This window comes from Burkholderia sp. Ac-20353 (assembly GCF_017104785.1).
Lineage (GTDB): Bacteria > Pseudomonadota > Gammaproteobacteria > Burkholderiales > Burkholderiaceae > Burkholderia.
The window spans coordinates 19,155-43,809 of the sequence record NZ_JAAGPL010000051.1 but is presented as its reverse complement, the minus strand read 5'-3'; the positions used below and the strand labels follow the sequence as shown (position 1 = coordinate 43,809).

The window sequence follows — 24,655 nt, the reverse complement described above, 5'->3', positions numbered from 1 at the left end:
GTGCAGCATGCCGACTCCCCGACTAACGGTTGGGTTGCTCGCCCTCTCGTTTGACCAAACTGGATGACATAGCGCACAGACGCTCGTTTGGACAAACATGGAGGACGTCATGCTTGATTACCTGAAGTACACACTGAATTCTGCATTACTGGCCGTAACGGCGTACGGGCTTTGGCTCGGCGGCAATTACACGTGGCTGGGCGCGGGCGTGCTGTTCGCGTTCCTGTTTCTGGACGGGTTTCTCGATCCGGACTACTCCGTTCGCGATACCCGCTTTCCGTGGCTCTACGACACGATCATCGCAGTCCAGCTGGGTATCGGATTCGGCCTGGTGTTTTTTTACGCGAGGCTTGTCGGTACCGGCCACTTCATCGGCACGTCCGAGAAGATCGGCGCATTCGTGACGATGATGTTCATCCAGTTCGTCGTGGTCGCGCCGTCGCTGCACGAAATGTTCCACCGAGAAAACACGCTGATGCGCTGGTGGGGACGGCTCGGCATGGTGCTGATCTTCGATCCGTGGCGCGAGATCACGCACGTGGTCACGCATCATGTGCGCACCGTGACGCCGGCCGATCCGGACTATGCGCGTCGCGGCGATGCGCTTTACGCGCACCTCGTTCGCACGTTCTACGGGCAGATCGTCGAGTCGTACCACCTCGAAAAACTCATGTGGACCAAGCGCAACCGCCAGTGGTGGGATCCGCGCAATGCATGGGTGTATCGAGTGGCGCTGCTGGTCGGTTTCGTGTCCGTACTGTATGCAATCGGAGGCCGGTCGGGCGCGGCTTCAGTCGTCGCGGTGTGCCTCCTCGGGCCGCGCATGTTCCTCGAGATCTTCAACTATACCCAGCACTATGGCCTCGTCACCGGCAAGCCCGGCCGTTTTGAAGCGCACCAGACCTGGAATCACCTCACGCCTTTCATTCGAATCTTCGCACTCGAAATTACCAATCACCGGGGGCATCACGAAGACGGATATCGCCCGTTCTACGAGCTGGTGCCGGACCGTGACGGCCCGAAGCAGCCGCAGTTCCTGATCTGCCTGTTGCTCGCGTTCGTTCCGCCGCTCTGGTTCAGGATGGTCAAGCCGTTGCTGCGCGACTGGGATCGGCACTATGCGAGCCCCCAGGAACGAGAGATCGCGGAGGCCGAGAACATTCGCGCCGGGTGGGAGGAGCTCAATGAGTACCCCGAAGTTGCGCGAGCCCGAGCCCGTTATGCGGCCGTGATCTGAACGCGGTTGATCGAAATCACCGGGAAATATCATGTCTAACGAAACCGTCGTGGTCGAGCTCGACCCGAAGCTGTCGTCATCTGGCGAATCGCAGGCGCGGCGTTGCCGCATTACGTTGAGCAATGGCGCGGAAGGGTTCGACGTCGGCCGCAATGACCTGCTGCTCATGTCCGCCCTCGAGCAGGGAATCAACTACCCGCACAACTGCCGGGTGGGCACGTGCGGTCGCTGTAAAACGCGGCTCGTCTCGGGCCGGATCAGCCCGCTCGTGGACTTTGCGCTTTCCCCGCTCACCAACGAGGAACTGAACGACGGCTACATCCTCGCGTGCCAGGCCAAGGTCCGAACCGATCTGACGATCGACGTCGATCTCCTCGATCACGAAGTTGTGCTGCCGAAGTCGATTCCCGGCACGATAAGCGGCTGGAACATGCTGCCCGGCGAGGTCGTCGATCTGCGAATCAAGCTGGAGCAGCCCGTGAAATTCGAGGCGGGCCAGTACGCGGCGCTGGCCGTGTCGGGTTCATTCGTGCGTCGCTCGTTCTCGTTCTACGATGCGCCGGCGAGCGAAGCGGGCAGCGACGACGTCGGCTTCCTGATCAAGCGCTTGCCGGGCGGACGCTTCTCCGAATGGCTTGCAGCGAAAGACCGCCGCGGCGTTCGAATCTGGCTGGAAGGGCCGTTCGGGCAGATGGGAATCGATGACACGCCACGCGACTCGCTGTGTATTGCCGGTGGCACGGGTATCGCGCCGATCCTGTCGATCGCCGAGGATCGCCTCAATCGGTATCCGGACCATCGCGTCACGATCATCTTCGGTGTACGTACTGCCGCCGACCTGTTCACACTGGACCGGCTCGAACGACTCGGACAGATTGGCCGTGCCGGGCGCGTGCGGATTGTTCCTGTCCTGTCGCATGAGCCGGCGGGCAGTGCATGGCAAGGCCGACGAGGGCTGGTGACGGCCGTGCTCGACGCGCATCTGGGCGTCGACTACGGCTCACTGTCTGCATTCGTGTGCGGCGCGCTGCCGATGGTCGAGGCGGTCGAAAAGCGCCTGCGCACACTGAACGTGGATGCCGATCGCATTCACGCCGACAAATTCGAACCTTCGGGAATCTGATTCCGCTTCGTCGGGGCGTGCAATTCCCATCATCCATCGCGGCAACCGCAATGCGGGCCGCGCGCGTTCACAGGAACTCAAATGTCCACTGTTTATATCTACGATCATGTCCGTACACCGCGTGGACGCGGCAAGCCGGATGGTTCGCTGCACGAGGCGACCGCGGTTCATCTTGCCGGCACGGTCCTTGGCAGCCTGCGTGAGCGCAACACGCTCGATACCCGGCTGGTCGACGACATCATTTTCGGTGTCGTCAGCCCGGTGGGCGAGCAGGGCCAGTGCCTGCCCCGCGTGGCCGCGCTTGCGGCCGGGTACGCGGAGGAGGTTGCCGGTGTGCAGGTCAATCGTTTTTGCGGATCGGGCCTCGAAAGCGTCAACATGGCCGCCGGCAAGGTTGCCGCGGGTGCTGCGGACTTCGTCATCGCGGGCGGTTGCGAGGCGATGTCGCGAGTCCCGATCCTGTCGGATGGTGGCGCATGGAGCGTCGATCCGCATATCGCGTTCGCTACGCACTACATCCCGCAGGGAATCAGCGCGGACCTGATGGCGAGCAAATGGGGCTATGGCCGCGAGCAACTCGATCGGTTCGCCGTTCGTAGCCACCAGCGAGCGGCGCGCGCATGGGCCGAAGGGCGTTTTTCGCGATCGATCACGCCGGTGCGCGATGTGCTTGGCGACGTCATGCTCGAACACGACGAAATGGTGCGTGCATCAAGTTCCGTCGAGGCACTCGCGGGGCTGAAGCCATCGTTTGCCGATCTCGGCGTGAAGGCGGGCTTCGATTCGCTGGCAATCGCCCGCTATCCCGAAGTCGAGCGCATCGAGCATCGCCACCACGCGGGTAATTCGTCCGCGATCGTCGACGGCGCCTGCGCGATGCTGCTCGGCAGCCGCGACGCAGGTGAGGCAGCAGGCCTCAAGCCGCGCGCACGAATTCGCGCGTTCGCGGAAATCGGCTCGGAGCCGACCATCATGCTGACCGCACCGTCGTTCGCGGCGCAGAAGGCGCTCAAGCGCGCCGGCATGAACGCGAAGGATATCGACCTTTACGAAATCAACGAAGCGTTCGCAGCGGTGCCGATTCGTTTCATCGATGCGTTCGGCATTGACGAAGCGCGCGTCAACGTCAACGGCGGCGCCATTGCGATGGGACACCCGCTTGGCGCAACCGGAGCAATCATCCTGGGCACTGCACTGGACGAGCTGGAACGCACGGGCGGCTCTACCGCGCTTGCAACGCTGTGCATCGGCGCCGGTATGGGTGTGGCGACGATCATCGAGCGCGTCTGACGCGCGTTATCGACTTTTCTCAATTGCAGAAATCATGATCACTACGACTATTGGCGAGCGCATCGCCGTTCTTGCCATCGACATGCCCGAACGGTCGATGAACGTCTTGACGCAGGAGTTGGCTGCCGAATTGCGAACCGCGTTCGATGCGGCAATCGCCGATGAAGGGGTCGACGGCATTGTCATCACGAGCGGCAAGTCGAGCTTTCTCGCGGGCGCCGATCTCGCGCAAATGGCTGGGTTCGTCGAACCGGGCGTCGATACCGGCGCCGCAATGCGGCGAATCGCGCTGTACGGCGACCTGTTCCGGCATATCGAGACGGCTGGCAAGCCGGTCGTCGGCGCGGCACCCGGGATGGCGCTCGGCGGTGGACTCGAATTGTTGCTGGCCACGCATTACCGCGTGGTTGCGGACACGCCGTCTGCGAAATTCGGCCTGCCTGAGGTCACGCTCGGCTTGCTGCCCGGTGCGGGCGGAACGCAACGGCTGCCGCGTCTCATCGGCATCGTGAAAAGCCTCCCGCTTCTCGTCGACGGCCGCGATCTGGGCGCGGCTGCTGCGCTGCAAACCGGACTCGTCGACGACGTCGTGCCGGCAGACAGGCTGCTGGATGCGGCGCGCCAGGCGCTGCGCGACGGCAAGGTCGATCCGGTCGCGCCGTGGGATCGCAAGGGATACCGTATCCCGGGCGGCGATTCGTACACGCCGGCCAACTCGGCTGCGTGGGCAACGGCTAACGCGACCGCCAAGGCCCGCTCACGCGGCAACTATCCGGCGCCCCACGCGATCCTGAGCGCGGTGTACGAGGGTGTGAAGTTGCCGATCGACAAGGGCCTCAAGCTCGAGCAGAAATTGTTCGTGACGCTGGTTCAGGGGCGTCCCGCGCAAAATCTGATCCGTACGATGTTCTTTGCCAGGCAGGCGGCCGACAAGCTGGCGCGCCGTCCGGCCGACGTTCCCGCATCACGTGTGCGCAAGCTTGGCATTCTCGGTTCGGGTTTCATGGGAGCGGGAATCGCACAGGTATCGGCGCAGGCCGGTATCGATGTGGTGCTGCTCGACCGAACCACGGAGATTGCCGACGCAGGTCGCGCCGGGATCGCTGCGTCGCTGCAGGCCGATGTCGAGCGAGGAAAGTTGTCGGCCGACGCGCGCGATACGGTGCTCTCGCGCATCGAGGCCGCGGCCGACTACGCCGCGTTCGACGGCTGCGACCTGGTGATCGAGGCTGTCGTCGAAGATGTCGAAATCAAGCAGCAAGTCACCGCCCGGGCCGAAGCGGTGCTTGGCGACCGGGCGATTTTTGCGACCAACACGTCGGCATTGCCGATCGACGGACTCGCTGACGGAAGCAAACGACCGGAGAACTTCATCGGGCTGCATTTCTTTTCTCCGGTTCCGCGCATGGCGCTCGTCGAGGTCATTGTCGGCGCGAAGACGTCGCGCGAGACACTGGCGCGTGCGCTCGACTACGTCCGCCAGATTCGCAAGACGCCGATTGTCGTCCGCGATGGTTACGGGTTTTACACGACGCGCTGCGTCGACGCGTATATCCGTGAGGGAATTCGACTGCTTGTCGATGGTGTCGATCCGGTGCGCATCGAAAATGCCGGCGTAGCGCTTGGCATGCCCGTGGGTCCGCTCGCACTTGCCGACGAAGTCGGCCTGGATGTACTCCATCACATCGCGCATTTCTTCCGCAGCAAGGAAGAGGGTGCGTGGGCGGATGATCGTCATGTGCGTGTCAACGGCCTGATCGATGCGCTCGTCGACGCGAAGCGTTACGGGCGCAAGCGCGGCGCCGGCTTCTACGCCTATCCGGAGGCAGGGCCGAAGCATCTCGATCTGACACTGCTCCGGTCGCACGTCGATGTGTTGCCGGAGACGAGTCAGCCGCATCAACGCGCGCTCAACGAGCGTCTGCTGTATGCGCAGCTGCTGGAAGCCGCGCGCTGCTGGGCTGACGACGTCGTCACCGATGCAGCTGAAATGGACCTGGGCGCGATTCTCGGCTGGGCGTTTCCGAGCTATCTGGGCGGTCCGGCGTCGGCAATCGATGACATTGGCGTCGAGCACTTCGTCAAGCGTTGCGGTGAACTCGTCGATGAGTTCGGCCCTCGCTTCATGGCGCCCGCGGCCCTCATCGACGGAGCGCGCTGGCGTTTCCGCTTTCACCATTCGGCGTGACGACCGGCCACGCATGCGTTGTGTCGGTCTACGTGCAGCAGGTTTCAATGGCGCGACGAGCGGTACGGCTGCACGCGCGGAATACGCAGGTGATTGATGAGCTGCGGTGTTGCAGCGAATGAATGCCGCGGCCGCTTGTCGGCTGCGGCTCAGAACAACAGGTGAGACATGAGCAATCTGATTCTGAAGGACAAGGTCGTATTGGTGACGGGTGCTGCTGGCGGATTCGGGCGCCGCACCTGCGAAGAACTCGCGAAGGCCGGTGCATGGGTGGTGGCCACCGACGTTGATCGTGACGGTGCAGCGGAAACCGCGAGCAAATGTGCATCGCACGGCGCAAAGGCCTGGAGCCATGCGCATGACGTGACGTCGGAGGCGGATTGGCGGCGCGTCATCGATGCCGTTGCCGAGCACGCGGGTGGTCGGCTCGACGGTCTGGTCAACAACGCGGGCAAGATGCTGACGAAACCGTTCTTGCGCACGAGCGTCGCCGAGTTGCGGCAACTGCACGCGATCAACCTCGAAAGCGTCTGGATCGGCAGCCAGACCGCTTATCCGCTGCTCGAACACACTGCGAACGCACATGGCGGTGCGTCGATCGTCAACGTGTCGTCGGTGTTCGGGCAGGTCGCGGCAGTTGCCCAGGCCGCGTACTCGGCAACGAAAGGCGGGCTCACGGTGCTGACGAAGTCGATGGCCGCCGAGTTTGCGAGGGCGGGTTGCGGCGTACGTGTCAACTCGGTCCATCCAGGGCCCGGCAATACGCCGCTTCTTGCGAATGGTCTTCAGGAGCTGTTGAGCGAGGGGCTTGCTGCGTCGGCCCAGCAGGCCACGGCATTCGTGCTCGGTCTCATTCCGAATGGCCGCCTGACCGAACCGGAAGATGTTGCAAACGCGATTCTGTTCCTGTGCTCGGATTTGTCGAAGCAGATCACCGGCGCTGAAATCACGGTCGACGGCGGTTATACGGCGGTATGATGATGAACGGCCAGCACGAACCGATTGACGAGTCGGTCGCTGGCCGGGGCGCGCAACGGAGTCGCTGACGTGATTTCGATTCAATGACGCATGGGCCGAGAGATCGAGCGCATGCGTCGGCATAACGTAGGAGAACAAAATTGATTGCTCAACAATGGCTGCTGGCGGGGTTCGGGGCAGTTGGGTGTGGCGGGATACTGATGGCGTTGCGAAAGCTGAGCGGGCGACGGGTGCCGCTCTGGCTCCGAAACACGCATGGCCTCGCGGGACTGGCTGCACTCGCCGCGTTGTTCGGGATGAATCTGCACGGGGAAGCCGCAACGACGGCGCGTGCATGGTGGGCATTCGGGCTATTGCTCGCTGGCTTTAGCGGCGGATTGGTGCTGTTGCGTACGCTGTTTCGGTCGAAGGCGCCATTCTGGGTGGTGCTGCTCCATGGCGGGATCGGCATTGCCGGGATTGCGATGTTGTATGCCGCATCGAATTTCTGAACATCAACGCGCAGACGCCGGCCCGTGTTGCGCAACGTTCGCGTTCGGATGGTTGGGCCGGCGACCCATACTTAGGTCGTGTGCGAGAAAAAAATCGGGTAACGAATATTGAGTTGCGCCATATGTGGTGCGCTTAAAACTATTCAGAGCGGAGACAACCCGATGCGAATCGCTTCCCCAATTTCATTTCTTGCCGCCGTCACGCTCGTGTCGAGCACGAGTGCGATGGCACAGACTTCTCCGTGGACTGTTCGTGCAGGTCCGGTGGGCGCCTTCTTCAATAGCCATACGCATGCAACGCTCGCCGGGCAGCAGGCTCCGGGCGCCGACATCGGCGTGCAAAACAACGGCTCGTTCGGGATCGAGATCGGTTACTCGATCACACCTGACTGGACGGCGCGTTTCGCATTTGGCGTCCCTCCGACCACAAGGCTGTCGGCAGAAGGATCGCTGAGGAACTTTGTGCCGCCGCTAACCGGCAATCTTGGCAAGGTCACGTATGCGCCAGCCCTCCTGACGCTCACGTACGGCCTGGGAAACTGGGGGCCGTTCCGGCCTTATGTCGGCGCAGGCGTCAACTATACGTGGGTGATCAAAACCAGTGATGGCGATGTATCGGGCCTGAAGGTGCACAGTGCGTGGGGCGCGGTTCTCGAGGCAGGTTTCGATGTGCCGATCAACAAACGGTGGTCGGTGTTTGCGGACGTGCGCAAGGTCTTCCTCAAGACGTCCGCAAGTGGTTCGGTTGCGGCGCTGGGCGGGGCGCCCACTCACGCCGACATTCGGCTCGATCCGATCATCGCGCACGTGGGTGTCAGCTACCGTTTCTGATGCAACGATTGCGCCCAAACGAATCATCTCAACGGAGATACCGATCATGAGTTTCCCGCGTTCAAATTCATACGTACAACTTCCAACCGGCCGCAACTACATCGGCGGGGAATGGCTCGACGACGCTGCTGCGGAGCGATTGCCGGTCTACGATCCCGCAACCGAAGCAGTGATTGGCGACATACCCTGTAGCACCGCAGCCGCCGTGGATCAGGCCGTCCAGGCTGCGCGGGCTGCATTCGTCGCGCCGGCATGGCGCGACCTGCCGCCACTGGGTCGCGAGCGGCTGATCCACCGGCTCGCGGAGCTGATCGAAACGAATGCCGCCGAGCTTGCGGCGATAGAGGCACTCGACAACGGCAAGCCGATTGCATTCGCGAGCACCGTCGACGTGCCGCTCGCCGCGATGTGGCTACGCTATATGGCCGGCTGGCCTTCGAAGCTCGGCGGCAAGTCCGTCGCGCCGGCGTTGCAACCCGCGGGATCGCACCACGCATATACGATTCGCCAGCCGGTGGGTGTCGTTGCAGCCATCGTGCCGTGGAATTACCCGCTGGTTCTCGCGGTATGGAAGATTGCGCCTGCGCTCGCTGCAGGCTGCACCGTCGTGCTGAAGCCTGCGGAAGCCACGCCTTATTCGGCATTGCGGTTGGCGCAGCTGGTGCACGAGGCAGGATTCTCCCCCGGCGTGTTCAATGTCATTCTCGGTGACGGCCGAACCGGACAAGCGCTTGTCGAGCATCCCGGCGTGGCGAAAGTCAGCTTCACCGGCTCGACCGCTACCGGCAAGCGCCTGATCGGCAGTGCTGCGCATGATCTGAAACGACTGACACTCGAGTTGGGAGGGAAATCCCCGACGATCATCTTGCCCGACGCGGATCTCGAGACGGCAGTGCCCGGCGCGGCGCAGGCGGTGTTCTTCAACTCGGGGCAGATCTGTTTTGCCGGTACGCGGTTGTTTGCACCGCGTCAATCGATCGACCGGATCCTCGACGGCATGTCGAAGGTAGCAAAGAGTTTCAAGGTCGGAGCGGGCAGCGATCCGGAAACACTGCTCGGGCCGGTCGTGAGCCGGCGCCAGCTCGATAGCATCCTTGGCCGCATCCAGGCGGGGGTTCAGGCTGGCGCCGAGGTCGTGCTGGGGGGCGCGCGCGTCGCGCGCGAAGGTTACTTTGTCGAGCCGACGATCCTGAAAACCAGCGATCCGGACAATCCGGCCTATCGTGAAGAAATCTTTGGCCCGGTTCTGACGGCAACGCCTTATGACGACCTGGACGAGCTCGCGTCACTCGCCAACGACAGCGAATACGGCCTTGCCGCACACATCTACACGCGTGACCTGTCGGCAGCACATCGGCTCGCGCAGCGCATCGATGCGGGGACGGTGTGGGTCAACACGCAACTCTCGCCGGATCCGGCCATCCCGTTCGGAGGCTTCAAGCAGTCGGGATGGGGGCGCGAAAACGGCGAGCAGGTGTTCGAGCATTACCTCGAGACCAAGTCGGTCATCGTGAAGATCGCATAACTGATCAAGTTGTCATTACGCACGGTCGGTCGCATGGGTGCGGCCGACCGGTTTCGGGTGAGGTTACAAGCCGCGCACCGCCGGTAGCGCCATGCGTTCGCGGATCACGTTGCGCAACGCGTGCTTCTGGAGCTTGCCCATCGGATTGCGCGGGAGGGCGGAAAAGACTTCGAGTCGACGTGGGACCTTGTAGCCGGCGAGCAGGTTGCGTGCGCGCGACTGAAGTTCCTCCAGCGTCAATGGAGCGATGCCGGGACGATACGTCACGCACGCCGTGACGAGCTCACCCCACTGCGGATCGGGCGTGCCGACGACCGCGTATTCGGCGAACTCGGGGAACTGCGCAAGCACGTTCTCGACCTCGGATGAGTACACATTTTCGCCGCCCGAAATGATCATGTCCTTGAAGCGGTCGACGATATGGCAATACCCGTCCTCATCGAGATAGCCGAGGTCGCCCGTGTGATACCAACCGTCGCGCAGGGCTTCGCGAGTGGCGGCTTCGTTACGCCAATAGCCGCGCAGTACCGAGTTCGATCTGACAAGAATTTCGCCGACCTGGCCCGGCGCTTGGGTCCGGCCGTCTTCGATTGCGCCGATCTTCAGTTGCACGCTGTCTGCAGGCTTGCCGACCGACGACCATAGCGCACCGTTGGCGCGGCGGTGATCGTCGGCCGTGAGCATGGTCAACGCGGCCGTCGTTTCAGTTGCGGCGTAGATCTGCACCAGGTCGCAACCGAGAACGTCCATCATCTTTTGAAGCAGTTCCCGGCTAATGCCCGACGCACCATAGTGCACTCTCTTCAGCGCCGGAAATGCACCGGGCGTCAGCTTGGGTACGAGCATCGAGAGAACGGTGGGCACCGCGACCATCGACGATATGCGCCCGGAGGCGAGCGCTTCAATGATCTTTTCGGGTACGGCAGCCCGGTGAATTTCCACCTGGGTTCCGTAACTGATCGCGAACAACGGATACGTAATGCCGGCCGCGTGAAAGAGCGGCATGAAGACGAGAAACCGGTCGCCTGCCGGGAACGGCCCGATTCGCGATTCCCATTGCTCGAGCTGCGACAGGTGCATCGCGTGCGTTTGCGGCACACCCTTGGGCTTGCCAGTTGTGCCGCTCGTATAGAGCTGCAGAAAGTCGTCGTCCGCATCGATGCCATCGGGAGAGAGGACGGGTGCGCTGTCGACCAGTGCGTCGTAATCGATGACGCGCGCGTCATCCGGCCGCGCAGGAAGGTCGATGGACACGATGCGCGTCACGGCATCGATCTGGTCGGCTAACCGACGCGCGTGCTCGACGAATTCGAAATCGGCACAAACGATGGTCGCGCCGCTATCGACGAGAATCTCTCGCAGTTCCGGGAGTGCAAGCCGCCAGTTCAGCACGACACACGTGTTTCTGGCGATCGCGGCACCAAAGATGACCTCCAGCAGACGGTCCGTGTTCTTGCCCAGATAGGCGACCCGTTGACCTTGCGGAATACCCATTTCCTTCAGCGCGCCGGCGAAGCGCCGCGACCGCGTCCACAATTCACCGAACGTCGTTACACGGTTTTCATAGAAGCAGAATGGCTGGTCTGGCGCGCGCTGCGCAGCGGCCGACAACTGATCGATCATCGTACGGGGCATGTTCGTCTCCTTGGGAATGTTGTGATGTCGGCGTAGATCCGACATGTGTCAGTACAAAGGATCCGCTTGCTGCTCCGCCCTCGGACAACACCAAAGTATGGGGAGGGTTTGTCGGCGATTCTCTAACGTAGTGGAAAACAACTCTTCAAGTGTGGTTCTCCGTTGTACGCGGCACTTGTGCGCTTCGGATCGAAGAGTGATTTTCACTTAGTCAGGAGACACCAGATGATCCCGCCAGTTCGTAGAGCGGATACGTTGTTCCACGACACGTGGTTGCCCGCTGAAACGCTTCGCATCCGCAGCGAGGTGCGAGAGTTCGCCCACGATGTCATTCGTCCGGTTGCACACCAGCTCAACACCACGACCGAATCCAGCGAGACATTTCCGTGGGCGATGTTCAATGCTATGGCGCGTGCTGGACTTTATGCGATTCCCTTTCCGGCCGATGTCGGTGGACGCGGACTGGAGTTTCCAACCCTGGCGACACTTACCGTGCTCGAGGAGCTCGGCTACTACGCGCGGGGGCTGGCATCGGCGTTGTATGACGGTCAAGCGATTCTCGTCGGCAAGACACTGGAGAAGTCACAGGAACCGGTGCGCAAAAGGTTCCTGCCGGCGTTGATCCGGGGCGAATTCGTCGGCTCCTTTGCCACAAGCGAGCCCGAGACCAGCAGCGATTTGTCGGTGCGCTCGATGCAAACAGTCGCAACGAAGGTCGCCGACGGCTGGCGCATTACCGGTCGCAAACGCTGGATCACCAACTCGGTGGTGGCGGACTGGATCCTCGTCCTGTGCCGTACCGGCGACGGGCTGACGATGCTATTGGCCGACATGCGCGCCGCCGGAGTCTCGGTGGGGCGACCCGATCTCAAGATGGGGAATCACGCGCAGCTGACGGCGGATGTGGTGTTCGACAACGTCTTCGTTCCGGACGATCACGTTATCGATGAGGAAAACTCGGGCCTCCGGGTCGCCTTGGGCGTACTCGAGCTCGGTCGGATGGGAATCGGCGCGATTGGCGTCGGGATGGCGCAAGCAGCGTTCGATTACGCGGCAGATTACATGTGTCGGCGCAAGGTGTTCGGGCAGGAGCTGGCAAAAATGCAGCACTGGCAATACCAGTTTGCCGATCACGCAATCGGTATCGAGCAGGCACGCGCGCTCTATCAGAAGGCGGGCTACCGCTACGACATGGAAGAGAGCGCAGAGATAGAGGCGGCGATGGCCAAGGTTACCGGCAGCCGGCTGGCCGTGGACGTCGCGCGCGATGCGATCCAGGTGTGCGGTGCATACGGCTTTGTGCGCGAGCTTTCGGCAACGGCCGAGCTGATGCCGCTGGAATCGATCTACCGCGACGCGAAGATCGGCGAGATCTACGAGGGCGCCAACGAGATCCAGAAATGGGTCATCGCGCGCAACATTTTCGGACGCACTTACACGGGCTGACGGCCAGGAGACATCACATGAACATCCACGGTAAAACCTTCTTGATCAGCGGCGGCGCCAGCGGCCTGGGCGCGGCAACCGCACGCATGATCCTCGCTCACGGGGGGCGCGCCGTCCTCGCGGACCTCAACAGCGAGGCGGGCGACGCGCTCGTCGCCGAGCTGGGCAGCGGTGCCCGTTTCGTGCGGACCGACGTGACTGACGAAGCATCGGTGCAGCACGCGGTAGCGCAATCCGTCGGCGAGTTCGGCGGTCTGCACGGCGTCATCTGCTGCGCGGGTATTGCGCCCGGCGAGAAAGTGCTCGGGAAGAACGGGCCGCACGCACTGTCGAGCTTTGTCCGTGCCGTCGAGATCAATCTGGTCGGCACCTTCAACCTGATTCGCGTCGCGGCCGTTGCGATGAAGAACAATGAGCCGGGTGAGGACGGCGAACGAGGCATCGCAATCTGTACTGCGTCGGTCGCCGCATTCGATGGACAAATCGGACAGGCTGCTTACTCGGCATCGAAGGCGGGCATTGTCGGCATGACGCTGCCCATTGCGCGCGAACTCGCCGTGTATGGCATCCGCGTGATGACCATTGCGCCGGGCATTTTCGAAACGCCGATGCTGATGGGCCTGCCTTCCAATGTGCAGGCATCGCTTGGCGCCCAGGTGCCATTTCCATCGCGCCTCGGTCGCCCGAGCGAATTTGCGCTGCTCGCGCAGGCCGTTATCGAGAATCCGATGCTCAACGGTGAAGTTATCCGGCTCGATGGTGCGATCCGGATGGCAGCGAAGTAAAGAGGCGGGATATGAACGTTGATGAAAAAGCGCGAGTCGTGCTGATGCGCGACGGCGCCGTGGCAAGCATCGTATTCAACCGCGCAGAAGCGATGAACGCACTGGACGTTTCGACTGCGGCCGCGTTTCTCGAAGCATGTGAGGCGGTGGCGGCGGATCGTGGTGTCAGGGCAGTGGTGATCCGTGGCGAAGGAAAGGCATTCGGAGTCGGTGGTGATTTGGCCGCGCTGCGGGATGGTGGCACGGCAGCGGCGGAGGAACTCATCAGATGCATGCACGAGGGCATCAAAGTGCTCGCCGCGCTGGATGCGCCCGTGATCGCCGGTGTTCATGGCGCAGTTGCGGGGGGCAGTTTGAGCCTTTCGCTCGCGTGCGATTTCGTGATCGCGGCCGACGGAGCGCGCTTCAATCTTGCGTATGCAAACGTGGCTGCAAGTTGCGATGTATCCGGTTCGTGGAGCCTGCCTCGAATGGTCGGTTTGCGTCGCGCAATGGAAATCGCACTGCTGTCGGAAACATTCGACTCGGCGGAGGCGTTGCGTCTCGGCATCGTCAACAGGGTCGTGCAGGACGAGAAACTCGTCGATGAGACGTACGCGTTTGCACGCAAGCTGGCGGCAGGGCCAACGCTTGCATATGGCCGTATCAAGCGGTTGATGCGCGGTTCGTTTGAGCACGATTTCGCTACGCACCTCGATGCCGAACGGGATGGCTTCAGGGAAAGTGTCGAGACCGACGATTTTCAGGAGGCGAACGCCGCCTTCTTCGGCAAGCGCAAGGCCGTCTTTTCCGGACGATAGGTGTGCCGAGCGGCCCGATTCGAGTGGGGCAATCCCACGCACCAGGTGCCGGCGGCGGCCGGATGTTGACCGGAACGATGAACCCGGAAATTTTTGAGCAGGCAGGACCGATATGAAGACCAGAGTGACCGAATTGTTGGGAATTCGTTATCCGATCATCCAGGGCGGCATGCAATGGGTCGGGCGCGCCGAACTTGCATCGGCGGTATCGAATGCCGGCGGACTCGGCGTGCTGACGAGCCTGACCCAGCCGTCACCCGAGGCACTCGCGGCCGAGATCCGACGCTGTCACGAGATGACCGACAAGCCGTTCGGGGTGAACCTGACAATCTTGCCGTCATCCAGCCCTCCGCCATACGAGGCTTATCTGGACGCGGCGATCGACAGCGGCGTGAAAGTCCTGGAAACCGCCGGCAACAATCCGAAGACGTTTATCGATAAGGCCAAGGCGGCTGGCGTGAGGATCGTTCATAAATGTACGTCGGTGCGGCATGCGCTCTCCGCGGAGCGCAATGGCGTCGACGCGATTTCCATCGACGGATTCGAATGTGCCGGCCATCCTGGCGAGGATGACGTCGGCGGCTTCGTCCTGTTCGCGGCGGCAGCGGATCAAGTGAAAGTTCCGTTGATCGCGTCGGGCGGAATCGCCGATGGTCGTGGCCTGGCTGCGGCGCTGATGCTTGGCGCCGAGGGCGTCAACATGGGAACGCGCTTCTGTGCGACGGAAGAGGCGCCGATTCATCGGCAAATCAAGGAAGCGCTGGTCGCAGCGAGCGAACGAGACACGCAGCTCATTTTCCGGACGCTTCATAACTCCGGCCGGGTGCTGAAGAACGCAATTTCGAACGAGGTCGTTGCGCTCGAACGGCGCCCCGGCGGATGCGAGTTCAAGGATATTCAGCCGCTGGTCGCCGGTGCGCGAGGGCGTGCGGCACTCGAAAGCGGTGAGGTGGATGGCGGGCTCGTTTGGGCCAGCCAGGTGGTCGGCCTGATCCGCGACATTCCTACCTGCGCGGAGTTGCTCGAACGTATCGTGGCCGAGTGCCGTCGGGAGTTGGAGCGCGGCCGCAAATTTTGCGACGCATAGATTTTTGCACCGTAACAGGGCATTGGGACCGTCCGCGGGACGGCCCCGAATTTGACCTGCATCACGGAAAAAGCGGAGCCGGACTCAAGTTTTCTGCAGGCAAACCGTAATCCCGGATGCCGTGTGCCGATCTGCCGCGGCGTTTCTTACCGCACACGTGCCGTCATGAACCTGAACGCCCTGTTTTCCCGTTTCTCGATCCGAACCCGGATCTTTTCCACGCTCGGCCTCGTCGCGGGCCTGCTCGTCGTCTCGGGGCTGATCGGCCTCGCGGGCATGCAGAGCTCGAATCGCGCGCTCGAAGAGGCGTCTACGCGCCAGCTGGTCGCGAAGGGCGCGCTCGCCGCGACGAGCCTGAACCTGATGATCGTGCGCACGACGCTCGACCGCGCGATGCTGCACCCCGAGTCGGCCGACGTGCAGGACACCGTCTCGAAGGCGGAGGGCTACCTCGCGAAGGCGGACGCCACGTGGCGCGTCTACGCGGCGCTGCCGCACGACGGCGACGAAAGCACGCTCGCCGGCCGGATGGACGCCGCGCGGCAGGCGCTGGTCGGCCAGGCGCTGAAGCCGATGATCGACGCGATCCGGGGCGGCCGCCGCGACGAGGCCGACCGGCTGCTGATGACGGTCGCGCCGCCGTTGTCGGTCGCGCTTACGCAGGCGACCAACGCGCTCGACGATTTCCAGGCGGCGCGCGGCAAGGACGTCTACGACACCGCGCAGACCTATTACAGCTGGCTGCGCGCGGGCGCGATCGCCGGCATCGCGTGCGGCCTCGCCGCGTGCCTCGGCTGCGCGATCGGCCTGCACTTTGCGATCACGCAGCCGCTGTCGCGGCTGCTCACGCATTTCCAACGGCTGTCCGACGGCGATCTGACGTCGGAAGTGCGCTGGTCGTCGCACGACGAGATGGCCGAACTGGTCACGGGCGTGACGGGGATGCAGCGCAGCCTCGCCGACACCGTGCGCCAGGTCACGCACGGCTCCGAAGCGATCGTCACCGCGACGCACCAGATCGCGGCCGGCAACACCGACCTGTCGCAGCGTACCGAGGAGCAGGCGGCCGCGCTCCAGCAGACGGCCGCGAGCATGGAGCAGCTCACCGCGACGGTGAAGCAGAACGCCGACAACGCGGTCGAAGCGCAGGCCTGCGCGGACAGCGCGTCCGACATCGCGTCGAAAGGCGCGACGGTCGTCGGCGAAGTGATCGGCACGATGAACGAGATCGACCAGAGCTCGCAGAAGGTCGCCGACATCATCGGCACGATCGAGGGCATTGCGTTCCAGACCAACATCCTCGCGCTGAACGCGGCGGTCGAGGCGGCGCGCGCCGGCGAGCAGGGCCGCGGCTTCGCGGTGGTCGCGGGCGAAGTGCGCACGCTGGCGCAGCGCTCGGCGTCGGCGGCGAAGGAGATCCGCACGCTGATCGGCGAATCGGTCGAGCGCGTCGCGAACGGCACGCGGCTCGTCGGCGTCGCCGGCACGACGATGCAGGACATCCAGCAGGCGATCACGCGCGTGACGAGCATCATGTCCGAGATCGCGGCGGCATCGAACGAGCAGCGCGACGGCATCGAGCAGGTGAACCGCGCGGTGTCGCAGATGGATCAGGTGTCGCAGCAGAACGCGGCGCTCGTCGAGGAGGCGGCCGCCGCGGCCGCGTCGCTCGAGGAGCAGGCCGACGGGCTGCGCCGCGCGGTGGGCGCGTTCCGCGTCGCCTGACGCGGGTGGACGGGAGCCGGCCCGGGCCGACCGGGGCCGACGAGAGCCTGATCAGCCGCACGCCCGGCCGTGGCTGGGCGTAGCTGAAGGTCCTTGAGGGTGCTTGACGGTGCCTGAGGGTACGCTAGGCGGCCGTCAGTTGCACAGCCGCACGTGACGACGCGACGAGCAGCAGGTTCATCGTCGCGCGCGTCGCGCCGACGAACAGCTTGCGTGCCGCGCGCGCGTCGAGCACATCGAAATCGACTTCGGTGAGGATCACGCACGGCGCCGACTGGCCCTTGAAGCGATAGATCGAGTCGAGCAGCACGTCGCCTTCGCGGTACTCGGGATTGCCGAACAGATCGTACTTGCCGGTGAAGCTTTTGATCCGGTGCGGGCCGAGCTGGTCGAGCGGCGCGAGCACCGAGCCTTCGCGTCCGCGGTACGACAGCACCGCGATATCCTGCTTGCGGAACCCGAGCGACAGCGCGTGCGTGATCGCGCGCTTGGTCGCGTCGATGCACGCGTCGGCGAGCGCGGCGCCCGACGTGCCGTCTTCGCCATACGCCGATACGGCGGGATCCGAACCGTCGAACGGGCTGCCCGAGCGCAGCTCGGCGGCCAGCGGCTCGACGCGGCCGACGATGTCCCGCACGAATTCGAGCAGGTCGCGCGGGCTGCGATAGTTGGTGAGCGCCTTCAGCGTGACCCAGCCCGGCAGTGCGACCGGCTCGCGCATGTACAGGTTCTGCAGCGGATCCTCGAGCCACCACCACGCGCCGTCCGGCGCGAGCAGGCGCTCCAGCGCCGCGGCCCACGGCGCATGAAAATCCTGCCCTTCGTCGACGATCAGGACATCGAAGCGCCAACGGTCCGGCACCGGCGTTGCCGCGAAGTGCGCGTCGAGCCGTTCGAACGCGTCGGGTGCCTGGAAGTCCGGCGTGTAGCCGCCGTCGCGCGCGACCCAGTCGCACAGCTGGTGGTAGTTCGCGATCTTCGCGCCGGGCGGTGCGATGCGCGCGATATAGTCGGCGAGCGGCCGGTTGAAGCACACGTAGAGCACGCGCCGGCCGGCGGCGATCGCGTCGCGCATCGCCTGCACCGCGAGCTGCGTCTTGCCGGAGCCCGCGGTGCCCGTGACGCGCAGCCGGAACGGCGTGAACTCGAGCTGGCGCGCCCACGCGGCGAGGCCGCCGGACAGCCGCGTGACGAGCGTGCCGGCTTGCCCGACGAGTGCGCTCGTATCGGGTGTCAGCGCGAGCTCGTCGGCGAGGAAATGGTGGATCTTCGGCGCGTTCGCGACGCGCGGCTCGTCGGCCGGCAGCAGTTGCTGGATCACCTGTGCGAGCTGCGCCTTGCGTGTTGCGTCGACGATGCGCTCAGGCGCGACGCCCGCGATGGCGGCCTGGCGAATCGTGTAGTCGGGACAGTAGAGCAGCGCGTCGACACCGTACATGCCCGCACCGAGCGCGGCGGTCAGGCGCCGGTGCAGCGTTTCCTGCGTGCGTGCAAGCTGGATCGATACGTTGCGCTCGGTCTGCAGGTAGACCTTCACGAGTCCCTTCGGCGTTTCGCGCAGGAAGCCGGCTTTCTGCTCGATCAGCAGGATGCGCCCGGCCGGGCTGACCACCACGAAAGCCGCTTCGCCGAACACGGAGAAGCCGTGCTCGGCGCGCGTCCAGTGGACGCCGTGATACACGGTGTAGTCGTCCGGCAGCGCGTGTTCGAGCGCCGCCAGCGTTTCGCGTTCGCGTTCGGCCGCGCCGGTGGCGGCGAGGCTTTTCCAGTCGTCGGGGATCAGGCGGGCCATGTCGTCGGTCGCGGCGGATGCCGGGTGGGCGTGAACAGGTGCGGCTATTGTACTGAGGAACCTGTTCGCGGCCGTGGCGCCGCAGCGTGCGCTAGCTATTCGCCTATTCGCCTATTCGCCTATTCGGCTATCCAGCCAACCGGCCATTCAGCCATTCAGCCGGCGCGCGGCGGCGTTCAGCTGCGCGCGACGCGTTTCGCGAGATCCGCGCTGAGAATCGCCATGCGCGCGGGTTTTTCGTAGCAGACGACGTCGAACGCGCGGATCACTTCGCTGATGTCGGCTTCGCTTGCGCGGCCGGTGAGCAGGTCGCCCGTCAGCACGAAGATCGGCGCGCCCGGATTGTCGGACGTGCGCACCGCCTTGATCGCGGTGGCGGCCGTGCAGTCGTCGAACAGCCATTCGGTGACGACTGCGTCGAAGGCTTGCCCCTGCAGCGCGTCGACGAATGCGGTCAGGCCGTCGAACGCGGCCGTCGCGAAGCCCTGCCGCTCGAGATAGCGGCACAGTTCGGTTGCGCTGACGCGGTCGGGGTCGATCACCGCGACCACCAGCTTGTCGCTTTCGGCGCGGCGCGGATAGATCTCGATCTTGTGCACGTCGTACGCGTTCTGGTACAGCACGCCCGTATGGCGCAGCACGCGCCAGCGGCCGTGCTGTTCATACGCGACGAATTCGGGCCGCGCGCCGGCCTCGAGCGGCGCGCCGATCCACGCGGTGCATGGAATCTCGGCGACACCCGCGTACAGCACGGCTTCCTGCGAATACGCACCCACCATGCCGGGGTCGAGCGTCTGTGCGCCGAACAGCTGCGCGGCGGGCTCGCCGTACGCTTCGGCGACTTTCTTGATCTGCGCGAGCGTCCACGGGCTGCTGCCGCGCAGCTTGCGGTGGCCCTGGGAAAAACTGAGGTCGAGGATGCGACACAGCTCGGTGGTCTGCTGACGCTTGCCGATGCCGTTGCGGGTCATCAGCTCGCGCACGCGCTCGGCGACCGCGAGGGAATCCGTGGTTATTGCTTCAATGGTCATGCTACGGGAGCGGATCGGGTCGAATGACGTTCAGAACGACGCCTTGCGGCGTAATCGGCGGACGATCTCGGTGACGTCCAATGGCGAGCCGACCGGCCACGCGCGGAAAAGATAACTTTACCGCAAAATGGCATCGGTTCCTCGTAGTAAAACATGCGATTGTGTGAAAGGTGTTTCGCAACGTAACCGTGTATCGGCGCGCGTTCCGGTCATTACTCACTAACAAGAAACAATGACGACAACTTATCCGCTTTACGACACGCTGACTCGCGTCGAAGCGGCGTTTCCCGCCGACGCGGACGTCGTGATCGCGGGCGCCGGCATCATGGGTTGCGCAGCCGCGTACTACCTGGGCCTGCGCGGCCTGAAGGCCGTCGTGCTCGACAAGTCGCGGCTCGCCGGGCAGCAGTCCACGCGCGCATGGGGCTTCGTGCGCCAGCAGGGGCGCGAGTCACCCGAAGTGCCACTGATGATGGCCGGCATCCGGATCTGGGAGGGATTAGAGCAGGCTCTCGGTTTCGATCTCGAATGGCGTCAGGGCGGCTGTCTGTATATCGCGGATAACGAAACCGACTGGGCGTCGTTCCAGGCGTGGCTGAATGTCGCACGCGAGCACGGGCTCGACACGCGCACGCTGACGCGCGCGCAGATCGACGAGCACGTGAACGGACTCGCCGCGCCGGCGCTGGGCGGACTCTATACGGCGAGCGACGGGCAGGCCGAGCCGCGGCGCGTCGCCGCCGCGTTCGCCGCGCGCGCGACGGAAGCAGGCGCGCGCTTCTTCGAAGGCTGCGGCGTGACGGCGATCGAGACGGCCGGCGGCGCGGTGGTCGGCGTCGTCACCGAGCGCGGCACGATCCGCACGTCGCGCGTGATCTGTGCGGCTGGCGCGACGAGTTATCGCCTGCTAGACGGCGTCGGCATCCGGCTGCCGCAGCAGGCGGTGCGCGGCACCTGCATGCGCACCAACGTGTTGCCGCCCGTGTCTGCATCGACGATCTGGGGCCACGGCCTCGGGATCCGCCAGCGCAAGAGCGGCGCAATCAACCTCGCCGACGACATGCAGGCCGACGTCGACCTGACGCTCGGCCATCTGCGCGGGCTGAGCCTGTTCTGGCCGGAGTTCTGGTCGCAGCGCGAGAAATTCCGGCTGCACCTGAACGGTGCGGCGTGGCGCGACGTGCTCGCGCGCATCGATGGTGGGCCCGGGCCGATCGAGCCGCGCGATCCGCAGCCGCAGCCGAATCGCGCGCATGCGCCGCGCGCGCTCGCGAAGCTGAAGGCGATCTTTCCCGCGCTGAAGGATGCGCAGATCGTCGAGGCGTGGGCCGGGCTGATCGACGTGCTGCCCGACGGCATCCCCGTGATCGACGCGCCCGGCACACCGTCGGGGCTCGCGATCGCGACGGGCTTTTGCGGTCACGGTTTCGCAATGGGGCCGATCGTCGGCCGGCTGCTCGCCGAATGGATCGACACCGGCGCGCCGTCGCTCGACCTGTCCGCGTTCCGTGCGGCGCGCTTCGCCGACGGGACGATGGTGCGTCCGCGCAGCATGCTGTGACGCGCGCCGGGCATGCGCCCGTTGCACGCGCCCCCATCGTAGAATCGAGTCCGCATCCTTCAGGAGAATCCCCCGTTGGCCTCGCCATCCGCACAACGCCGGTCATTGCGTTCCCGTCTGCGGCGCGCCCGCAATCCGTGGCAGGCGCCGCGCACGCGCACACTGTTCACGCGTCCCGCGACGTCGCCACGGCGCACGCTGCTGTTCCGGATGTGCGTTGTCGTGTTCCTGTGCGCGCTCGCGTTCTTCGTGCTGTACCTCGACCGCGACGGGCTGCGCGATTCGACGAAGAGCACGCCGATGAACATCGCCGACCTTGTCTATTTCACGATGGTCACGGTCGCGACGGTCGGCTACGGCGACATCGTGCCCGTCACCGCGCGGGCGCGCCTGATCGATGCGTTCTTCATCGTGCCGATCCGCATCGGCATCTGGTTCATCTTCCTGGGCACGGCATATCAGTTCGTGATCCAGCGCGTGGTCGAGGAATTCCGCATGAAACGCCTGCAAAAGCAACTGACCGATCACATCGTCGTATGTGGCTACGGTCTCTCCGGTTCGATCGCCGTGCGCGAGCTGCTCGAGAGCGGCGTCGATCCGGCGACGGTGATCGTGATCGATGCGCAGCAGCAGGCGCTCGAGGCGGCGACCTCGCTCGGCGTGACGGGGCTGCTCGGCGATCCCGCGCACGAGGACCTGCTGCAGCAGGCGCAGGTGCGCGCGGCGAAGGCGGTGATCATCTCGGTGACTGACGATCCGACCGCGATCCTGCTGACGCTGTCGGTGCGCAGCATCGCGCCCGATACCAAGATCGTCGTGCGCATCCAGGAGAATCTGTATCAGCGGCAGCTGCGCCAGGCGGGCGCGGACGTGATCGTGTCGTCGACGAAGATCGGCGCGCTGCTGCTCGCGGACGCGGTGCACAGCCGCTACATCGTGCCGTTCGTCAACGACATGCTGTCGACCCGCGGCCGCGCGACGCTGCTCGAGCGGCGGGCGCAGAAGCACGAGATCGGCTGCATGACGAACCTGCTGCCGGGCGCGATCGTCGTCGGGCTCGATCGCTGCGGGAAGATTCATTCGTTCTATGAAGATCCGCCGTGCCGGATCGAGGCCGGCGACACGTTGGTCGTGATTCAGTCGGCGCGGATTCCGGATCCGGATGTGTGATGGTTGCATGTCTATAAAGACGCTTATTTTTCAGGTGTTTGTATCTATGTGCTTGCTTGGAATTTCATTTTTTCCAGACGTGTAGGCGCCATGTAGGTGATTTGCGTCAATGTGGATCCAGATCAGTCCATGCCAGAAGGGCAGTTCGAGTGCAATTGATGCCAGCCGCGTGTTGCGTACTATCTGAGGATTCTGCTGTGTCGCAGTTGACTGAAGCTGGCTGCTATTGCCGAGAAACCTGCAGCCAAACTGATCTCGATTCCTGTTCGCCGTAAGCCGGTGGAAATTAAAGTTAAGTTAAATCAACGGCTTGCGGTGGTGGCCTTCCATTAACGAGCTGAACTTCCCGTCCTTTTGGGGACTATTTCTGCTTAACTTGGCCAGGTTTTGGTCAAGGTTCGTGGCCCTTTCCGATGGTATCGAATTGCTGTTACCAGGGCCGGTTTTACTATTTGGCCTGCGGTTTGCGCGGACGCGCCGGCAGCATCGCAGTGCCGTAGTGGTTCACGAAGTCCTGCGTGGTCGTGCCCAGTCCGGGTTCGTAACGGTCGGGCCGCGCGATCAGCGCCTTTGGGTTGTCGGGCACCAGCAGCTCCGGCACGCCGCCAATGAACTCCAGCGCGTCGCACAGGCTGCCGAACCAGCGAATCCGAACAACTGTATGTGCCATGCAGCAGCCTTGCTGCTTTGGGATATCTGATTCCCGCAACGCAGCCGGATCACGTTGATTCACGCATATCGAAAGCGTGATTTGCCGGTTTGCCGCACGGGTAAACACATCTTCCTGACGGAACTTCTGTCTTGATATAAAAGGAGGTTTCTGACGACAACGCGAACCCTGAGTCTGCCTCCCTGGACGGGCGGGAGGCCGCTACCGGAGTCCTGCATCCATGCTGCAGAATCTATATTCGCCGTACCTCGACTACGACACGTTGAGTAACGATTTGATGATTCCGCCCGGTGATGTTTCCGTACCGGATTTTCCGTGCGCCGCGATTCAGCAGATCGGCAGCGGTCATCACTATCGGGTCGAGTATACGAACGCTTATGCAGACGGGTGGACGGAGTTTCATGCGCAATCGCCGGCCTGCTGGATGGCCTCCGTCGACGTCAACTTCGCACGCGTGGTCCGCAGGCGCACCAGCGGGCGCAATACCTTGCGCATACGCTTAGGCCGCCGTGGCATGGGGTCTTACACAGTCGCCGGCCGGCAAGTGAACCTCGAGGGTCCTTCGCTTACCATGGTGGCCGAGCCTGATGGCATGCCGCCGGGCGAGGTGGTCGAGCAGGGGCGTCACGAGGTGACGAACATCTATGTGCACCTGAATTCCCTGCGTGCGCTCTATGCCGGCGCGGAGGCGAGCCTGCCCGCTCCCATGCGGCACTTCGCCGAGGGCACGCTGCGCGAAAGTTTCATTCATTCGGCGCCCATTCCGCCGGATCTGCTGGAGTGCCTGAGAGACGTCTCCGATTGCTCGCTCGACGGACGCAGCCGCTCGATTTATCTCCATGCGAGAAGCCTGGAGATCGTTGCCCGCGCAATCGAATCCTTGCATGGTTTCGCCGGCAACGCAGACGACGATGCACTCCGTGGCGATTTGAGCCGGATGACGCGGCGCGCGGTATGCAAGGCGCAGGTCATCCTGCAGGAGCACTTCATCTCGCCGCCGCCGCTCGATACGTTGTCGCGCCAGGTCGGCCTGAGCCGCAGCAGTCTGTGTGCCGGGTTCCGCGCGCTGCTCGGCAAGAGCGTCTACGAGTACACGCATGAACTGCGCATGCAGCACGCACTGCGCTTGCTGAGCGAGCCGGGTGTGCCGATCACGGACGTGGCCTACGCGGTCGGCTATAACCACCCCAGCAGCTTTTCCGTCGCGATCCAGAAACGGTTTGGCGTGTCGCCGCGGGCGCTGCGTTCGCGCGGAGCAGCCGGCAAGTTGCCGACGGCCGGCTGAGACCG

General features: G+C 63.9%; 19 protein-coding genes and 2 pseudogenes. 17 read left to right on the top strand and 4 right to left on the bottom strand.

Going from position 1 to position 24,655, the window contains the following annotated elements:
• Positions 1 to 109 precede the first annotated feature (109 nt).
• From G3N94_RS17010 to G3N94_RS16975, 9 genes and pseudogenes are all read left to right on the top strand, one after another.
• Positions 110 to 1,237: a fatty acid desaturase gene (locus tag G3N94_RS17010; RefSeq protein WP_205793750.1), complete on the top strand. Its 1,128-nt coding sequence runs from the start codon at positions 110 to 112 to the stop codon at positions 1,235 to 1,237.
• A 31-nt stretch (positions 1,238 to 1,268) separates the two neighbouring features.
• Positions 1,269 to 2,360, top strand: a complete 1,092-nt coding sequence (locus tag G3N94_RS17005) for a 2Fe-2S iron-sulfur cluster binding domain-containing protein (protein ID WP_205793748.1) — start codon at positions 1,269 to 1,271, stop codon at positions 2,358 to 2,360.
• A gap of 81 nt (positions 2,361 to 2,441) precedes the next feature.
• Positions 2,442 to 3,650, top strand: coding sequence for an acetyl-CoA C-acetyltransferase (locus G3N94_RS17000; protein WP_205793746.1), 1,209 nt, complete (start codon positions 2,442 to 2,444; stop codon positions 3,648 to 3,650).
• A gap of 34 nt (positions 3,651 to 3,684) precedes the next feature.
• Positions 3,685 to 4,224: pseudogene (locus G3N94_RS42400) on the top strand (enoyl-CoA hydratase/isomerase family protein); the annotation flags it as partial.
• Positions 4,225 to 4,509: 285 nt separating this feature from the next.
• Positions 4,510 to 5,838 (top strand): 3-hydroxyacyl-CoA dehydrogenase family protein, encoded by a 1,329-nt coding sequence (locus G3N94_RS42395; RefSeq protein ID WP_346778704.1) that lies wholly within the window; start codon positions 4,510 to 4,512, stop codon positions 5,836 to 5,838.
• A gap of 168 nt (positions 5,839 to 6,006) precedes the next feature.
• Complete coding sequence (locus G3N94_RS16990; RefSeq protein WP_205793742.1) at positions 6,007 to 6,816, top strand: SDR family oxidoreductase; 810 nt, start codon at positions 6,007 to 6,009, stop codon at positions 6,814 to 6,816.
• A 140-nt stretch (positions 6,817 to 6,956) separates the two neighbouring features.
• Complete coding sequence (locus G3N94_RS16985) at positions 6,957 to 7,307, top strand: hypothetical protein (RefSeq protein WP_205793740.1); 351 nt, start codon at positions 6,957 to 6,959, stop codon at positions 7,305 to 7,307.
• A 162-nt stretch (positions 7,308 to 7,469) separates the two neighbouring features.
• A complete protein-coding gene (locus G3N94_RS16980) occupies positions 7,470 to 8,138 on the top strand; it encodes an OmpW family outer membrane protein (RefSeq protein ID WP_205793738.1) in 669 nt (222 codons plus the stop codon).
• A gap of 46 nt (positions 8,139 to 8,184) precedes the next feature.
• Entirely contained in the window at positions 8,185 to 9,663 is a 1,479-nt protein-coding gene (locus G3N94_RS16975; protein WP_205793736.1) for an aldehyde dehydrogenase family protein, read from the top strand.
• 63 nt (positions 9,664 to 9,726) lie between these two features.
• Here G3N94_RS16975 and G3N94_RS16970 read toward each other — a convergent pair whose 3' ends face one another.
• Complete coding sequence (locus tag G3N94_RS16970) at positions 9,727 to 11,298, bottom strand: AMP-binding protein (protein ID WP_205793735.1); 1,572 nt, start codon at positions 11,296 to 11,298, stop codon at positions 9,727 to 9,729.
• Positions 11,299 to 11,523: 225 nt separating this feature from the next.
• Here G3N94_RS16970 and G3N94_RS16965 point away from each other — a divergent pair, with 225 nt between their 5' ends.
• The 5 genes from G3N94_RS16965 to G3N94_RS16945 all read left to right on the top strand — a co-directional run bounded on the left by G3N94_RS16965 (position 11,524) and on the right by G3N94_RS16945 (position 17,141).
• Positions 11,524 to 12,744: an acyl-CoA dehydrogenase family protein gene (locus tag G3N94_RS16965; RefSeq protein WP_205793733.1), complete on the top strand. Its 1,221-nt coding sequence runs from the start codon at positions 11,524 to 11,526 to the stop codon at positions 12,742 to 12,744.
• Positions 12,745 to 12,761: 17 nt separating this feature from the next.
• A complete protein-coding gene (locus G3N94_RS16960) occupies positions 12,762 to 13,529 on the top strand; it encodes a 3-hydroxyacyl-CoA dehydrogenase (protein ID WP_205793760.1) in 768 nt (255 codons plus the stop codon).
• Positions 13,530 to 13,540: 11 nt separating this feature from the next.
• Positions 13,541 to 14,329: an enoyl-CoA hydratase-related protein gene (locus G3N94_RS16955; protein WP_205793731.1), complete on the top strand. Its 789-nt coding sequence runs from the start codon at positions 13,541 to 13,543 to the stop codon at positions 14,327 to 14,329.
• A 112-nt stretch (positions 14,330 to 14,441) separates the two neighbouring features.
• The gene (locus tag G3N94_RS16950; protein WP_205793729.1) at positions 14,442 to 15,416 is read left to right on the top strand and encodes a nitronate monooxygenase family protein; all 975 of its coding nucleotides are present in this window, start codon (positions 14,442 to 14,444) and stop codon (positions 15,414 to 15,416) included.
• A gap of 165 nt (positions 15,417 to 15,581) precedes the next feature.
• A complete protein-coding gene (locus G3N94_RS16945; RefSeq protein WP_205793727.1) occupies positions 15,582 to 17,141 on the top strand; it encodes a methyl-accepting chemotaxis protein in 1,560 nt (519 codons plus the stop codon).
• A 124-nt stretch (positions 17,142 to 17,265) separates the two neighbouring features.
• Here G3N94_RS16945 and G3N94_RS16940 read toward each other — a convergent pair whose 3' ends face one another.
• Both G3N94_RS16940 and G3N94_RS16935 read right to left on the bottom strand, forming a co-directional pair.
• Positions 17,266 to 18,933, bottom strand: a complete 1,668-nt coding sequence (locus G3N94_RS16940; protein ID WP_205793725.1) for an ATP-binding domain-containing protein — start codon at positions 18,931 to 18,933, stop codon at positions 17,266 to 17,268.
• A gap of 176 nt (positions 18,934 to 19,109) precedes the next feature.
• Positions 19,110 to 19,964, bottom strand: a complete 855-nt coding sequence (locus tag G3N94_RS16935; RefSeq protein WP_205793723.1) for a helix-turn-helix domain-containing protein — start codon at positions 19,962 to 19,964, stop codon at positions 19,110 to 19,112.
• A 232-nt stretch (positions 19,965 to 20,196) separates the two neighbouring features.
• On the opposite strand from G3N94_RS16935, the gene G3N94_RS16930 reads away from it, so the two are divergent.
• Together G3N94_RS16930 and G3N94_RS16925 are read left to right on the top strand one after the other, a co-directional pair.
• Entirely contained in the window at positions 20,197 to 21,525 is a 1,329-nt protein-coding gene (locus G3N94_RS16930) for an FAD-binding oxidoreductase (protein ID WP_205793722.1), read from the top strand.
• A gap of 75 nt (positions 21,526 to 21,600) precedes the next feature.
• Entirely contained in the window at positions 21,601 to 22,695 is a 1,095-nt protein-coding gene (locus G3N94_RS16925; RefSeq protein ID WP_205793720.1) for a potassium channel family protein, read from the top strand.
• A gap of 457 nt (positions 22,696 to 23,152) precedes the next feature.
• Here the strand turns inward: G3N94_RS16925 and G3N94_RS16920 are convergent.
• Positions 23,153 to 23,317 (bottom strand): annotated as a pseudogene (locus tag G3N94_RS16920) (IS21 family transposase); the annotation flags it as partial.
• Positions 23,318 to 23,585: 268 nt separating this feature from the next.
• On the opposite strand from G3N94_RS16920, the gene G3N94_RS16915 reads away from it, so the two are divergent.
• Positions 23,586 to 24,650: an AraC family transcriptional regulator gene (locus G3N94_RS16915; protein ID WP_205793718.1), complete on the top strand. Its 1,065-nt coding sequence runs from the start codon at positions 23,586 to 23,588 to the stop codon at positions 24,648 to 24,650.
• Positions 24,651 to 24,655 lie beyond the last annotated feature (5 nt).